This is a genomic window from Arthrobacter sp. B1I2 (assembly GCF_030816485.1).
In the GTDB taxonomy this organism is placed as follows: Bacteria; Actinomycetota; Actinomycetes; order Actinomycetales; family Micrococcaceae; genus Arthrobacter.
Genome location: NZ_JAUSYC010000001.1, coordinates 2,879,291 through 2,892,890 on the forward strand (window position 1 = coordinate 2,879,291; position 13,600 = coordinate 2,892,890).

Annotated in this window: 14 protein-coding genes, 1 tRNA gene and 1 other RNA gene; 9 read left to right on the forward strand and 7 right to left on the reverse strand. The window is 66.7% G+C overall.

The window, feature by feature from the left end; genetic code table 11:
• The first annotated feature begins 56 nt into the window (after window positions 1-56).
• Both QFZ57_RS13395 and QFZ57_RS13400 read left to right on the forward strand, forming a co-directional pair.
• Window positions 57-980, forward strand: coding sequence for a Nif3-like dinuclear metal center hexameric protein (locus QFZ57_RS13395; RefSeq protein ID WP_306900582.1), 924 nt, complete (start codon window positions 57-59; stop codon window positions 978-980).
• Between the two features lie 103 nt (window positions 981-1,083).
• A complete protein-coding gene (locus QFZ57_RS13400; protein WP_306900583.1) occupies window positions 1,084-1,821 on the forward strand; it encodes a zinc ribbon domain-containing protein in 738 nt (245 codons plus the stop codon).
• A gap of 8 nt (window positions 1,822-1,829) precedes the next feature.
• Here the strand turns inward: QFZ57_RS13400 and QFZ57_RS13405 are convergent, their stop codons facing one another.
• Window positions 1,830-2,594, reverse strand: a complete 765-nt coding sequence (locus tag QFZ57_RS13405; protein ID WP_306900584.1) for a YaaA family protein — start codon at window positions 2,592-2,594, stop codon at window positions 1,830-1,832.
• A 56-nt stretch (window positions 2,595-2,650) separates the two neighbouring features.
• Between QFZ57_RS13405 and rnpB the strand changes: the two genes are divergently transcribed.
• From rnpB to QFZ57_RS13430, 5 genes are all read left to right on the forward strand, one after another.
• Window positions 2,651-3,042, forward strand: an RNA gene (gene rnpB / locus QFZ57_RS13410) — RNase P RNA component class A.
• A gap of 45 nt (window positions 3,043-3,087) precedes the next feature.
• Complete coding sequence (locus QFZ57_RS13415; RefSeq protein ID WP_306900585.1) at window positions 3,088-3,630, forward strand: TspO/MBR family protein; 543 nt, start codon at window positions 3,088-3,090, stop codon at window positions 3,628-3,630.
• Window positions 3,631-3,899: 269 nt separating this feature from the next.
• Window positions 3,900-5,378 (forward strand): glyceraldehyde-3-phosphate dehydrogenase, encoded by a 1,479-nt coding sequence (locus tag QFZ57_RS13420; RefSeq protein ID WP_306630875.1) that lies wholly within the window; start codon window positions 3,900-3,902, stop codon window positions 5,376-5,378.
• Between the two features lie 75 nt (window positions 5,379-5,453).
• On the forward strand, window positions 5,454-5,663 hold the full coding sequence (locus QFZ57_RS13425) for a hypothetical protein (RefSeq protein WP_306630876.1): 210 nt from the start codon (window positions 5,454-5,456) through the stop codon (window positions 5,661-5,663).
• A gap of 125 nt (window positions 5,664-5,788) precedes the next feature.
• Entirely contained in the window at window positions 5,789-6,604 is an 816-nt protein-coding gene (locus QFZ57_RS13430; RefSeq protein WP_306900586.1) for an HNH endonuclease family protein, read from the forward strand.
• A gap of 35 nt (window positions 6,605-6,639) precedes the next feature.
• On the opposite strand, the gene def is transcribed toward QFZ57_RS13430, so the two are convergent.
• The 3 genes from def to orn all read right to left on the reverse strand — a co-directional run bounded on the left by def (window position 6,640) and on the right by orn (window position 8,158).
• On the reverse strand, window positions 6,640-7,212 hold the full coding sequence (gene def / locus QFZ57_RS13435) for a peptide deformylase (RefSeq protein WP_306900587.1): 573 nt from the start codon (window positions 7,210-7,212) through the stop codon (window positions 6,640-6,642).
• Window positions 7,213-7,325: 113 nt separating this feature from the next.
• Window positions 7,326-7,398 (reverse strand) — tRNA-His (locus QFZ57_RS13440).
• 130 nt (window positions 7,399-7,528) lie between these two features.
• A complete protein-coding gene (gene orn, locus QFZ57_RS13445; RefSeq protein WP_306630879.1) occupies window positions 7,529-8,158 on the reverse strand; it encodes an oligoribonuclease in 630 nt (209 codons plus the stop codon).
• Window positions 8,159-8,314: 156 nt separating this feature from the next.
• Here orn and mptB point away from each other — a divergent pair, with 156 nt between their 5' ends.
• On the forward strand, window positions 8,315-9,871 hold the full coding sequence (gene mptB, locus QFZ57_RS13450) for a polyprenol phosphomannose-dependent alpha 1,6 mannosyltransferase MptB (RefSeq protein WP_306630880.1): 1,557 nt from the start codon (window positions 8,315-8,317) through the stop codon (window positions 9,869-9,871).
• Between the two features lie 25 nt (window positions 9,872-9,896).
• Here the strand turns inward: mptB and QFZ57_RS13455 are convergent, their stop codons facing one another.
• Window positions 9,897-10,604: a DNA alkylation repair protein gene (locus QFZ57_RS13455; protein WP_306900588.1), complete on the reverse strand. Its 708-nt coding sequence runs from the start codon at window positions 10,602-10,604 to the stop codon at window positions 9,897-9,899.
• An 81-nt stretch (window positions 10,605-10,685) separates the two neighbouring features.
• Here QFZ57_RS13455 and QFZ57_RS13460 point away from each other — a divergent pair, with 81 nt between their 5' ends.
• A complete protein-coding gene (locus QFZ57_RS13460) occupies window positions 10,686-11,588 on the forward strand; it encodes an aldose 1-epimerase family protein (RefSeq protein WP_306900589.1) in 903 nt (300 codons plus the stop codon).
• A gap of 47 nt (window positions 11,589-11,635) precedes the next feature.
• On the opposite strand, the gene QFZ57_RS13465 is transcribed toward QFZ57_RS13460, so the two are convergent.
• Window positions 11,636-12,397, reverse strand: a complete 762-nt coding sequence (locus tag QFZ57_RS13465) for an alpha/beta hydrolase (protein ID WP_306900590.1) — start codon at window positions 12,395-12,397, stop codon at window positions 11,636-11,638.
• Window positions 12,397-13,473, reverse strand: coding sequence for a LacI family DNA-binding transcriptional regulator (locus tag QFZ57_RS13470; RefSeq protein WP_306630883.1), 1,077 nt, complete (start codon window positions 13,471-13,473; stop codon window positions 12,397-12,399). Before QFZ57_RS13470 ends, QFZ57_RS13465 begins: the two co-directional genes overlap by 1 nt.
• Between the last annotated feature and the right edge of the window lie 127 nt (window positions 13,474-13,600).

Here is a 13,600-nt window from a genome sequence, read left to right on the forward strand (position 1 = left end):
CCGGCACACGGCCGCGGACTGGGGCCGCCGGAAGCCGATGGGGTAAAACTAAGACTATGGAACCAGTGGACACCGACGTTACCGGCCAGGCAGATCACGACGGCGAAGCCTCCTCCGCCACGCCGGCTCCGGCCGGCTCCGCGGATGCCCCCACCCTTGCCGAACTGCTTCTGGCGGTCGAGGAACTGTGGCCGGAATCCCTGGCGGAAAACTGGGACGAGGTGGGGCTCGTGGCGGGCCACCCGTCCGCCCCCGTCACCAGGGTCATGTTTGCGGTGGATCCCACACTGGAGGTCATCGAGGAAGCCGTTGCGTGGGGAGCCGAGCTGCTCATCACGCACCACCCCCTGCTGCTGAAGGGCGTCACCTCGGTGGCGGCCACGTCGGCGAAGGGCCGGGCGGTCCACCGGCTCATCGAGTCGGGAACGGCACTGCTGACCGTGCACACCAACGGGGACTCCGCCGTCGGAGGCGTTTCCGATGTCCTGGCCGATGCCCTCGGGCTCCAGGACGTGGCTCCGCTTACGGTTGCGGCCAACGGACTGCCGGAGGAGGGCATCGGCCGTGTGGGCGACCTGGCGGAGGCCATGAGCCTGGGCGACTTCGCGGCGAGGGTATTCGGGATTCTTCCGTCGGTTGCCGGGGGAGTGCGCGTCTCCGGCGACAAGGACGGGCTGGTGCGCCGCATCGCCGTCTGCGGCGGGGCCGGCGACTCGCTGTTCAACGAAGTGCGGGCCAGCAGCGCGGACGTGTACGTCACGGCCGACCTTCGCCACCACCCCGCATCGGAGGCGCGTGAAGCCGCCCTCAACGGACGGCCCTACCTGGTGGACGTGTCGCACTTTGCCAGTGAATGGCTCTGGCTGCCGGCGGCCGCCGCCGCCCTGGGCAACGTGCTCGGGGACCAGGGCCACGACGTGGAGATCCGGGTCAGCACCACCAACAGTGACCCGTGGGACTTCATCCTGACTCCGGGCTGAGCCCAGGCGTGCGAGGGAGCCGGTGGGGCAGCAAGGCGCTAGAGTCTAGGGAGCGCCGGTTCGGTGCCCGGCCACGGCCGGAGGGGATCTAGCGGAGGTAACAGTGGCCAAGGCAGCACCGGCGGAACAGTTGAAATTGCTCGAACTGCAGGGGCTGGACGCCCGGCTGAAGGGCCTCACCAACCGCCGCCGCACGCTGGAAAATGATCCCCGCATCAAGGACCTTGAGGCCGCCCTGTCCGTTGCCAACGGTGAACTGGGCGCTGCCAAGGTGGCTGTGCACGACGCCGAGGCCGGACTCAAGCGGGCGGAAGCCGACGTTGAACAGGTCGCGTCACGGATCGAACGTGACGAGGCCCGGCTCAACAGCGGCACCGGCCTGTCCAAGGACCTGGTTGCGCTGCAAAAGGACATCGCCTCGCTTAACAAGCGGCGCTCCGACCTTGAGGACGTGGAACTGGAGGTCATGGAGCGGCTGGACGGCCTGCGGGAACGGCAGGCGGCCCAGCAGCAGATTGTCGACGACATCCAGGGTTCCTTCGGCACCATCAGGGCGGAGCTTGATGCGGCCCTCGCCGAGGTGGAAACCGAAGCGGCAGGGCTCCGCGCCCAGCGCGCCGAATTCGCCGCAGGCCTGGATGCCGGCATGCTGGCGGTCTACGAAAAGACCCTTGCCAAGCGGGGAGTGGGTGCGGCGAGGCTGTTCCACGGAACCTCGGAAGCCTCCGGCATGAAGCTCAGCCCCGGAGATATCGCCGAGATCAGGGCGGCGGCTGCGGACGACATCGTGTTCTGCCCGGACTCCGGCGCCATCCTGGTCCGGTCAGACGCGTGGTCCTGACCAGCTGATCAGCCCGGCAGGATGATGTTCAGGGCATGCGGCTTGCGGGTGGTGCCCGGCACCAGTTCGGCCTCCCACTTTTCGCGGGCAGCCTTCAAAAGCTCCGACGGCGCCGCCGGGGCTTTTCCGCGGCGCACCAGCAGGTGCCGCGCCAGTTCCCCGCGGGTGTGCTTGGCAAAGTGGCTCACCACCTTGCGGACCCCGCCGGCCTCGGTGAAGACGTTCACGGAGACTGTCTGTTCCGGCGCCGGCGCCCATGCCGCCGCGTAGGTGCTGGACCGGCAGTCGACCAGCAGGTGCCCCTCGGCCGCCGTGCTCAGGGTCTCCCCAAGCTGCGCCTTCCAGAACGGAGCCAGCCGGCCGACGTCGGGCAGGGCCGTGGCCATGGACAGCCGGTAGGCGGGGACGCTGTCGCCCAGGCGAAGGGCTCCCCACAGCGCTGAAATCACCAGGACGGACCCATCTGCCTTGCGGCGCTGTGCCGGCGTGAGGCCCGCGTAATCCAGGGCGTCATACAGGACGCCGGAGTAGATGCTGTGTGCCGGCGCCGCGGGTTCGGCGTGCAGGCGCGTATTGCGTTCGACATCGGCATGCAGTGATGCGCCCACGCCCAGCAGGGCGAGGGCGTCCCGGTGTGCGCTGACCGTTCCCAATGCCTCAAGGACCTTGGCGCGGTACGGGTTGAGTTCCGGGAAGCCCAGCGATGACCAGTCGACGGCCGGCCCGCGGAGCGCGGGTGTCTTTCCTTCGGAAGGGGGAAGCAGAATCAGCACCGTCCGATCCTACCGGCGACGGAAACGTGTCCTGCCGCCGTTAGACTGGAGACGGATGGGTTGACCAGGCGGCCGCGCGTCACGCAAGTGGCTCGAGGAACGTCCGGGCTCCGCAGGGCAGGGTGGTGGGTAACGCCCACTCGGGGTAACCCGCAGGCCAGTGCCACAGAAAACAGACCGCCTGGGTCGTGCCGGTTTGAAAGCGGTACGAAACAGGTAAGGGTGAAACGGTGGTGTAAGAGACCACCAGCTTCCCGGGTGACCGGGAAGGCTAGGTAAACCCCACCCGGAGCAAGGCCAGACAGGACACGTTCGAGGGCTGCCCGCCCAAGTGTCCGGGTAGGCCGCTGGAGGGCGTCGGCAACGGCGTTCGTAGATGGATGGCCGCTACTCCCGTGCCGGCAACGGAACGGGAGCACAGAACCCGGCGTATCGGTCAACCCATCCACCCAATCCCGTTTGACCTTGGAAGCTGAGTTGGGGATGCTGGACCGTGCCCGCTAATCCTCATGGACAATCCGCTCCGAAAACCGCTTGGCGGCATGCTGGCTCGATCGGCAGGCAAGTTCTTGCCCTCGCCGGGTTTCTGGCCCTTTCCTACGCCGTATGCCTGCTGGCCGCCGTCCCGATCACCCTGCACATGAACGGCTGGTTTGCCGCCTCCACCAAAGCGCCCTGGATGCCGGCGGGCTGGATGTTCCGGAGCGTGTGGATGGTGCTCTATGCCTGCATCGGAGTGTCCGGCTGGCTGGTCTGGCGCAGGGGAGCCCTCACCGGCCGCGTCCTGCGGCGGTACGGGCTGCAGCTGCTGTTGAACCTGGCGTGGCCGTTCGCTTTCTTTGCCATGTACCCCATGCTCGGTCCCGTCGCCCTCTGGCTGGCCCTCGCCGTCATCTGCGCACTGGCCGGTGTGCTGGTCCTGCTGATCCTCGATGTTGGCCCGGTCCACACCTTGGCCGGCCTGCTGGTGCTGCCCTACTTCTCGTGGGTGGTGTTCTCCGCCAGCCTGAACCTCTATTCAGCCGTCTACAACTGACGTCCGGCATTGCCGGCCCTGCCGGCGCAGCTGCCATGTGAGTGATTTCACGCAGCACAAGCGTGTTCCCTGCAGCCGGTCAAATTAGAATAGATAACGGACGCAGGAGTTCTACCGCCGAAAGTTGCGTTCGCAGCCGGCGGTTTTTCTTTGCCCGCGACCCAGGCGCCTGGGGGCCATCCCTGCAGGCGCCGGTGCCCCTGGACATCATCAGGTGGACTACATCTGTGTACGAGGACGTACACGGCTGAACCGAGGAAGGTATTTCTGTGAGCCAGACGTCTGATTCTTGTCTTGATACGTGGATGGGCCGGGAGGCCCTCGCCGAAGCCATGATCCCGGTGATCGGCAGGCTGTACCGCGAAAACAACGTGGTGACCAGCATTCACGGCCGGAGCCTGATCAACAAGTCCACCATGAACATCCTCAAGGCGCACCGCTTTGCGCGCCGGATGAGCAAGGACGAATTGCTCCTGGAGGACACGGCGCCCCTGCTGAACACGCTGGCCGGACTTGAGCTCGGCGCCGCCTCGATCGACATCGCCCGCCTGAACCAGAAGTTCAAGGAAGAAGGCAACGGCGCCACCCTGGAGGAATTCCTCCGCAGCGAGCTCGCCGAGATCGTGGGCAAGCGGGGCGGCGATGACCGCACCAGCACCGACGTCGTACTTTATGGCTTTGGCCGCATCGGCCGGCTCCTGGCCCGCATCCTCATCGAAAAGGCCGGTGGCGGCCATGGACTGCGCCTGCGCGCCATCGTGGTGCGCCGGGGCTCGGACAACGACCTCTCCAAGCGCGCCAGCCTGCTGCGCCGCGACTCCGTCCACGGGTCCTTCGAGGGCACCATCCGGATCGACGAGGACGCCAACACCATCACGGCCAACGGCGTCCAGATCCAGGTCATCTACTCGAACGACCCCGCCACCATCGACTACACCGCCTACGGCATCAACAACGCCCTGGTGGTGGACAACACCGGCCGCTGGCGGGACGCCGAAGGACTTTCCCAGCACCTCCAGAGCAAGGGCGTGGCACGGGTCCTGCTGACCGCACCGGGCAAGGGCGAACTGAAGAACATCGTCCACGGCATCAACCACCGGGACATCAACGATTCGGACCGGATCGTCTCTGCCGCTTCCTGCACCACCAACGCCATCACCCCGGTCCTGAAAGCCATCAACGACAAGTTCGGCGTGGTGCACGGGCACGTGGAAACTGTCCACTCCTTCACCAACGACCAGAACCTGATTGACAACTTCCACAAGGGCGACCGCCGCGGCCGCTCGGCAGCCCTGAACATGGTCATCACCGAAACCGGTGCTGCCAAGGCTGTGGCCAAGGCCCTCCCCGAACTGCTCGGCAAGCTTACCGGCAGCTCCATCCGCGTCCCCACCCCGGACGTTTCGTTGGCCATCCTGAACCTCAGCCTTGAGAACGGCACCACCAAGGACGAGGTCAACAACTACCTGCGCGAGATGTCGCTGCACTCGGATCTCCGCAAGCAGATCGACTACATCGACTCACCCGAGGTTGTCTCCACCGACTTTGTCGGGTCCCGCCGCGCCGGCATCGTCGATGGACTCGCCACGGTGTCCACGGACAAGAACCTGGTCCTCTACGTCTGGTACGACAACGAGTTCGGCTACAGCTGCCAGGTGGTGCGCGTCATGGAGGAAATGGCCGGTGTGAACCCGCCGTCGTTCCCCGCCAAGGAAAGCGCCGCCGCACTGGCCGCTATCGCCGTCTGACGAAACCCGCCATGTCCTGCCAATTTCCCGGCTGGTTCTCTGGAATCAGCCGGGAAACGGGACCACACTGGGGGCATGGACAACGAATCGACAATTCAGCACGACACCACCCTCGAACACGCCCTGGACGTGGCCAAAGCCAACCATAAAGAAGCAGTACGGCTGCTCGAACGCGCACGCGCCGGACATAAGACCGGCGATGTCAGCGACGACCGGGTGCGCCAGCTCGAGGGGCTGCTGGCCATCGCCGAGGAAGACCTTCGAAGGGTCACCAGGGAGCAGTAGCCAACAGCACGGGCACGGCCGTGTGAGCCATCACTCGTCCTCAACAGTGTGGATATCAGCGGCCGGGCATGCCCTGTGTCCTAGGCTCTTGGGGTGCCTGACTTTACCCTCCCGGCGTCCACGCCATGACCATCAGTTGGTCTGCCTACCGCCGCGCACGCCGCCGTTCCCGGCAGGCCTGGGCGCTGCTCGTCGCGGCTGCCGTCTCCGTCCTCGCCGCCCTGTTCTGGTTCTTCACCGCCGGCCAGTTCGCGGCAGCCGGGCCCGCGCCGGAGGGGCCAACGGCCGCGCCGGTCTTCGACGCCGCCTGGATGAAACCGGTGCAGGAACCCAACCCCGTACCGGCGGACAGCGCCCTTTCCGCGCTCGACGGCCTGGCCGTGAAGGGCCGGGCACCAAACACCGGCTACAGCCGGGAGGCCTTCGGCCAGGCGTGGCTGGATGTTGACCGGAACGGCTGCGATACCCGCAATGACATCCTTCGCAGGGACCTCGCCGACGCGGTGTTCTCCGAAGGCTCGACGTGCAAGGTAACGACTGGACACTTCCGGGAACCCTACACGGGCCGGGACGTGGATTTCCGCCGCGGTTCCGAGAGCAGCCGTGCTGTCCAGATCGACCACGTCGTGGCACTCGGAGACGCCTGGCAAAAGGGGGCCCAAAGCCTGGGGCCGAAGGAACGCCAGAGTTTGGCCAACGATCCGCTGAACCTCATCGCCGCCGACGGCTCCGCGAACCAGCAGAAGAGCGCGGGGGACGCCGCCACCTGGCTGCCGAAAAACACCGCGATCCGCTGCCACTACGTGGCCCGCCAGATTTCGGTCAAGGCTGCCTACGGGCTCTGGGTGACGGCAGCGGAGAAGGACGCCATGAAGCGGGTCCTCACATCCTGCCCGCAGCAACAGACAATCACCGTCCCACAGGACATCACTGCCCGCTGACGGCGTTCCCTTGGACCGGGCCAGTGACCGAAGGGTCAGTGGCCGAACGGGTCCGGATCCACGCCGGGCATCCACGTCAGCCCCGGAACGCCCCAGCCGTTTTTCTTGGCCTGCTTCCGGGCCTTCCGGGAATAGCGGTCCATGAGCCGGTTGACATACAGCTTGCCGTCGAGGTGGTCGTATTCGTGCTGGATCACCCTGGCGAACCAGCCCGTTGCTTCAAACTTCACCGGGTTGCCAAAGCCGTCAAACCCTTCAACCCGTGCCCACTCAGCCCGCTTCAGCGGATACTGCTCGCCGGGGAAAGACAGGCAGCCCTCTTCCTCCTCGTCCGGGTCGGGAGCGGCCCCGGAGATCTTGGACAGGGTCAGGACCGGATTCACCAGCACGCCGCTTGGGGGAGCACCATCGTCGTTGGCGTACTTGTAGACGAAGATCCGCTTGCCCACGCCGACCTGCGGGGCGGCGAGGCCCACACCGTTTGCAGCGTCATTGGTTTCGAGCATATCGGCAATAAGGGCGCGCAGTTCGTCGTCGAAAACGTCCACCTCGGCCGCGCGCCTGTGCAGGACAGGCTCGCCCCAGATGGTGATTGGCAGAACAGTCATCTCGCGGTCCTTTGGCGGTGTCTCGTGCAACAGCAGTAGGGGAAAGCAAAGGAGGCCGTACCGGATATCCGGTACGGCCTCCTTGCTGGACGGCTGAAATACCATCCCGTGAGGGTGAGCTACGGGGGTTGAACCCGCGACCTCCTGGACCACAACCAGGCGCTCTGCCAACTGAGCTAAGCCCACCATGCGCCCTGCAGATTTACCGGCTTACCGGCCCTCTGGAAAGGCAACTCAAATAGCTTACCTGCTCCGAAGGGGTGCTTTGTCCACTTTCAGCGATTTACCGCGAAATTTCACCCAAACGTGGCGCAGATTACTCGCCGGGCTGCCCGTCGGCCCCGCCGGTGGTGATCCCCCGGGCGATCTTCTGGGCCGTGGCACTGTCCGGCCCGGGCGCGGGTACGAACACTGCTTCACGGTAGTACCGCAGCTCATCGATGGAGTCCTTGATGTCCCCGAGTGCGCGGTGGCCGCCCTTTTTGGCCGGTGACTGGAAGTAGGCGCGGGCATACCAGCGCCGCGACAACTCCTTGATGGTACTGACGTCGATGACCCGGTAGTGGAGGTGCTCAACCACCGCAGGCATGTCCCGCGACAGGAACACGCGGTCTGTTCCCACCGAGTTGCCGCCCAGGGGTGCTTTACGCGGATCCGGAACCCAGGTGGAGATGTACTCCATCACCGCGGCCTCCGCTTCCGCCATCGTCTTGCCGTGCGGAAGTTCGGCCAGCAGCCCGGACCGGGTGTGCATGTCCCGGACAAAGTCGGACATCTGGGCAACCGCGGCGTCATCGGGTTTGATGACCACGTCAACGCCGTCGCCCAGGATGTTCAGTTCCGAATCGGTAACCAGGGCGGCCACCTCGATGAGGGCGTCGTTCTTGATGTCCAGACCGGTCATTTCGCAGTCGATCCAGACGATTCGTTCGTTAGATATAGGCACCGGACCAGCCTACCGTTACACTCCCGGGCGCCCCGCCGATGCTAGGATTTCGGGTACGCGGCGGGTCGCCCTTCCGCCCTGAACCATGTCCCGGCCGGAGCCCGCGCGGCCCGCCGGGCGGACCTCGGAAACGCAAGAAGATTGGACGATCCTGAGATGACGGCGCCTGTGCCCGCAACGGGGGAGATGGCGGCGGCCGGCACTGCCGGAGCGGGCAGTGCCGAGGTGGACAACCCACGCTCACCATTGCTTGCCGGTTTCCTGGGTTCCATGTTCATGATGGTCGGATCCATCGGCGTGGGCTGGCTGGCCCCCGTCTCGGAACTGCGCCGCATGCCCCTCTTCATCTGGATGCGCACCGAAGCCCCGGGCGTGGCCCTGTCCATTGTCCTGGTGGCTGTCGGGGGGATGCTGCTGGTGCGCGCATGGCTGCGGCTCGGCCAGAAAGTCCGTGTCTGGGGGGAGCAGGCGCGGAGGGCAACCCTGGCCGCATTGGTGGCGTGGGGGCTTCCCATGATGTTCAGCGTGCCGCTGTTCAGCCGTGACGTTTATGCCTACATCGGGCAGGGTCGCCTGATGGTGGAGGGGTTCAACCCCTACGAAAACGGCATCTCCGCCCTGTCCAACTACTTCCAGCTCGGCGCCGACAAAATGTGGACTGAAGCCCCGGTTCCCTACGGCCAGCTGTTCCTGTGGATCGAGCAGTTCGTCGTCTGGGCTACCAATGTCCAGCCGGAGGCCTGCGTCATGCTGTTCCGGCTGGTGGCAGTGGCCGGCGTGGTGCTGTGCGTCATCTACGTGCCCCGGCTCGCGGAGTTGCACGGCGTCAACCCGCACCGGGCCCTCTGGCTGACCGTGGCAAACCCGCTCTTCCTGACCAACTTCATTGCCGGCGTCCACAATGACTCCCTGATGATTGGGCTGGCCCTGGCCGGGCTGTACTATTCCGCGACCAGGCGCGAGGTCCGCGGCATCGTGCTGGTGACCCTGTCAATCGCCGTCAAGCCCATCACCATCGTCTTCCTGCCGTTCCTCGGCCTGCTTTGGGCAGGAAAGGGCGCAGGTTGGCTGCGGAAGGCTGCCTTCTGGGCGCTGACGGCGGGCATCAGCCTGGCGCTGCTGGCCGCGATGAGCATGGTCAACGGGTTCGGGTTCGGCTGGATCAACGGGCTGTCCGCTCCGGGCAGCATCTCCATCTGGTACGCCCCCGTAGGGTTGCTCGGAATGGTGGTGGGATCCCTGGCCAACGCGTTTGGCCTGGACGGGTCGGTGCCCGCGGGCTGGGTGTACGACGCCGGGAAGCTGCTCGCGGTGGGCATCGCCGCCTGGCAGATCTTCAGGGGGGACTACGACCGGCTGATGCGCCGGCTGGCCCTCGCCTTCGCCGCCGTGGTGCTGCTGGCCCCCATCATCCAGTCCTGGTACGTCGTCTGGCTGATCCCGCTCTTCGCCGTGACCGGGATCCGCAACGACTGGCAGGTCAAGGCCCTCTACTTCGTGGTGTCCTTCTTCATGATCTACGCCATTTCGGACCAGCTGGACGTCTTCCCCTACCTGCAGACCCAGGACCTGGGCTTCGCCCTTGCCCTGGCACGCATTGCCGCGGCGCTGACGGCCCTCCTGTTCGCCCTGTACCTGATCTTCTGGGACCCCGGCACCCGCACGCTGTTCCGCAAAACGCACGAGCCCGTCGTCGAACGCCCCGTGATCTAAACGCTCCCTGATCCAGCCGGCGCACCTACGGCCGCGCCGCCCCGCCGGAGATCCTGCGCAAGGCCTCCCGTCGTGACAACGGGCTCATGGCCGCTCCCTGCCGGGCGATGAAGGCTTCCACCCACCCGGGGTCGGTCTTGGCGTATTCACGCAGGGCCCAGCCCACCGCCTTCCGGATGAAGAATTCCCCATCCGCCAGATTGGGTTCAATGACGTCGGCAAGCAGTGCGGTGTCGGTGGCCTTCTTCGCGCACAGCTGGGAGGTGATGGAGGCCCTGCGGATCCAGAGGTCCGGATCGCGGCTCCACTGCCTGAGCGTTGCGGATATCGGGACCGGGTGCGCCTGCAGCAGGGCGCAGATCCGCCCGGACACGCCGTCCACCAGGTCCCACCAGGCGCCGGTGCGGATGATTTCCTCATAGACGGGCAGCATCTCCAGGTCACGGGCCGCCAGCCGGATTCCGGTCAGGTCTATGGCCGCGTACCGCTCCTCCCGGAACGTGGAGGTGCGCCATAGTTCCAGGACCGTGGCACGCAGTTGCACGGCAGAAGCGGGCGGGAACTCTGCCGCAGCCCGCGCTGCAACCCGCCGCACGTCCGGAACCCGCACGCCCAGCGAGGGGACTGCGGACTTCATGTAGGCCTGGGCGCCGGCGGCACGCCCAGGGTTGGCCAGTTCCCGCAGCGCGCTCTTGACGGCGGCGATCAGGTCCTGGTCGGGGGCCGTATCCATGGGGCAACTTTAGCCGGGAGACAATGCTGAAGGTGGGGTAGGCTGGTGAGCGCTAACACCAATCGGAACTTGAGGGAAGCCATGCCCGGAACAGACGTCCACCTCGCCCACGGACCCTACTCCGCCGTCGTCACCCGGCGCGGTGGGGCGCTCCGCGAACTGCGCCACGGGAACAGGGACCTGGTGGTGGGCTTTGGGCCGGACGGCCCGGTTCCCGATTACCGGGGCGTCATCTGCGCGCCCTGGCCCAACCGGCTGGCCGACGGCACCTACACCTATGCCGGCAACTCCTATGCCGCTGAAGTCAATGAACCGGAACGCGGCGCTGCGCTGCACGGCCTGGCCATTAATCAGCCGTGGGAAGTGCTGGAGGCGGCCGCGGACCGGGCCGTCCTGGGCTGCCGCATTCCGTCCGGCCCGGATTACCCCGGCGACCTGGAGCTCAGCGTCACCTACTCGCTCTCCGCCGATGGGCTCCGCGGCACGGTCCGGGCCGTCAACACCGGCCCTGTAATGGCTCCATACGGAGTGTGCCCGCACCCCTACCTCGTGGCCGGTCCGTCCCCGCTGGATGACTGGTGGCTGGAACTTCCGGCCGATGCCTACCTGGAGGTCACGCCGGACCGGCTGCTTCCCGTGGGCATGCGGCAGGTGGACGCGGACGCCTTTGACTTCCGCTCGCCCCGCCGGCTGGGGGCGGTGAAGATCGACCACGCCTTCACGGACATCTCGCGGGACGGTGCCGGCCTGGCGCGGGTTCGGGTGCTGGATCCGTCGGGAACGGGAGTGGAACTGGAATGGGGGGCGGAGTGGCCCTGGGTACAGGTGCATACCGGGGACAAGCCGGTTGGTCCGGACCGTCTTGGCCTGGCTGTTGAGCCCATGACGTGCCCGCCAGACGCACTGCATTCCGGTACCGACCTTGTTCATCTTGGGCCGGGTGCGTCCCATTCGGCGGAATGGACCATCCGGGCCCTGGGCTAATCGTACTCAGCCGGCAGTCCGGGCCGCCCTGTGGCGGCCGGTCGCTTTCAGCCGGCCGTTGCTGTTTCAGCCGGGGATACCGTCCACCCGGCACGCTGCAGCCATGCCGCGCACAGTGACGTCCACTGCCGGGGTCCGGGTTCACCCTCTGCGAGTCCCAGGCCGTGCCTTCCTTCCGGGAAGACGTGCAGTTCCGCCGGAACGCCGGCGGCAAACAGTGCCCTGGCGTAGTTCAGGCTGTTGCTGACCGGAACGGCGTCGTCATCGGCCGTGTGCCAGAGGAACGCCGGCGGCGTGCCGGGCGTGACGTTCAGCTCCGCCGAGAGCGCCGTAAGAAGGGCCGACGGCGGCGCGTCGCCAAGGAGGTTGGCCACGGATCCCTGGTGCGTTTCGTGGGTCAGTGACGCCACGGGGTAGCAAAGCACCGAAAGATCCGGCACGGCGGCGGGAACGTCCAGGTCCTGGTTCCCGGTGGCGGCAGCCGTGCTCAGGGTGGCTGCCAGGTGTCCGCCGGCGGAAAACCCCAGGACGCCGACGCGCTGCGTGTCCACGGGGAGCCCGTGCCGCCCCTCCCGGATATGGAGCATGGCCTCCTTGGCGTCCTCCAGGGGCCCCGGGTGCCGGTCCGGGGCCACCCGGTAGCGGAGCACAAAGGCGTGGATGCCCAGTGAGGCCAGCCAGTCCGCCACCGGCTCCGCTTCATGGTCTGCCTGGCGGGCGTAGCCCCCGCCCGGCAGGACCAGGATGGCAGGACGTGCGCCGGCGGCGTCCGGACGGGCGTGAACCGCTGTCAGTCCGCGCGGTGCCATCAGGCCGCCGCTTCCGTGCTGCGCCGCAGAGTGACCTCGCCCGTGATGTCATCGGGAGCGCCTTCCGGCTCTTCGCCGTTCGGCTGCCGGCCGGTAGACCTGGTGGCAAAGCGTCCGATGTCCTCCAAGGGCAGGCGGACCGTGGAAAGGGCGGGCCTGAAGTCGCGGAGGGTTTCAATGTCGTCAAAGCCGGCGATCGCTGCGTCACGGGGAATGCGCAGCCCCTCGGACCGAAGTGCTGCCGCGGCCCCAATGGCCATCACATCGTTGACGGCGAAAATGCACAGCTTGGGTGCTGCCGCGTCCCCGGACCGGGCTGCCTTGATCCTCGCGGCCAGTTGCAGCCCGGCTTCGTATCCGCCGGACCGGTTGAACGCACTCCTGAGTATCTCTGCCGGCCGGCGCCCGGCTTGCTCCAGTCCTTCCTGGAAGCCCCGGACGCGGTCATCGGAAGTCAGGAGGCCCTCGGGGCCGCCGACAATGACGAAGTCCCCGTCCCAGCCCGCCGCGAGCTCGGTGGCGAGCTGGCCGGCGAGCTCCTGGTTGGGGACCTTCACCACGTGGTACCCCTCCGCAGCGGTTGCACCCACGACGGGATGCCCCACCACTGCAACCCGGCCGCCGTTGCGGCAGTACCGGTCAAGCTCGGCGGCCAGCTCGGCATTGCCGTCCCGGTCCTGGTCGCGGCAGGAACGGGAACCGGCGATCACGATCGAGTCTGCCCGACGCGCCGCGAAGGCGGCCACCGCTTCCTTCTCCTCAGCCGGTCCGCCGCCGGTAGTGGCGAGCAGCACCATTTTGCGTTGTTCCCGGGCGGCCTCCTGAACACCCCTGGCGATGGCGGCGAAATAGGGGTCGGCGATGTCATGGACGATCAAGCCGATCAGGCCGGAGCTGGATTTTGCCAGGCCCTGGGCCTGGGCATTGGGGATGTAACCCAGCGAATCCGCCGCCTGCCGGACGCGTTCGGCGATGTCCTGGCCCGGTTTCCGGGCCGAGCCGTTCAACACCCGGGAAGCGGTGGCGGGAGAGACGCCGGCAAGGCGGGCCACCTCGGTAAGGGTACTTGCAGCCACTGCATCTCCTGTGTTTCGGGTACTGGCTCAAAGGCTAAGCACATTATGACAGTTCAAGCTACTTCCGGAAAGCGCTTGCCAACCGTAGGCGCGCGGTGCATTATTGAAGCAGCGGGAACGCGCTTTC

Coding starts and splice junctions, on each gene's coding strand:
- QFZ57_RS13455 (WP_306900588.1), bottom strand. CDS start 10,604: ATGGATACGGCCCCCGACCAGGACCTGATCGCCGCCGTCAAGAGCGCG.
- QFZ57_RS13395 (WP_306900582.1), top strand. CDS start 57: ATGGAACCAGTGGACACCGACGTTACCGGCCAGGCAGATCACGACGGC.
- QFZ57_RS13430 (WP_306900586.1), top strand. CDS start 5,789: ATGACCATCAGTTGGTCTGCCTACCGCCGCGCACGCCGCCGTTCCCGG.
- QFZ57_RS13425 (WP_306630876.1), top strand. CDS start 5,454: ATGGACAACGAATCGACAATTCAGCACGACACCACCCTCGAACACGCC.
- def (WP_306900587.1), bottom strand. CDS start 7,212: ATGACTGTTCTGCCAATCACCATCTGGGGCGAGCCTGTCCTGCACAGG.
- QFZ57_RS13460 (WP_306900589.1), top strand. CDS start 10,686: ATGCCCGGAACAGACGTCCACCTCGCCCACGGACCCTACTCCGCCGTC.
- QFZ57_RS13465 (WP_306900590.1), bottom strand. CDS start 12,397: ATGGCACCGCGCGGACTGACAGCGGTTCACGCCCGTCCGGACGCCGCC.
- mptB (WP_306630880.1), top strand. CDS start 8,315: ATGACGGCGCCTGTGCCCGCAACGGGGGAGATGGCGGCGGCCGGCACT.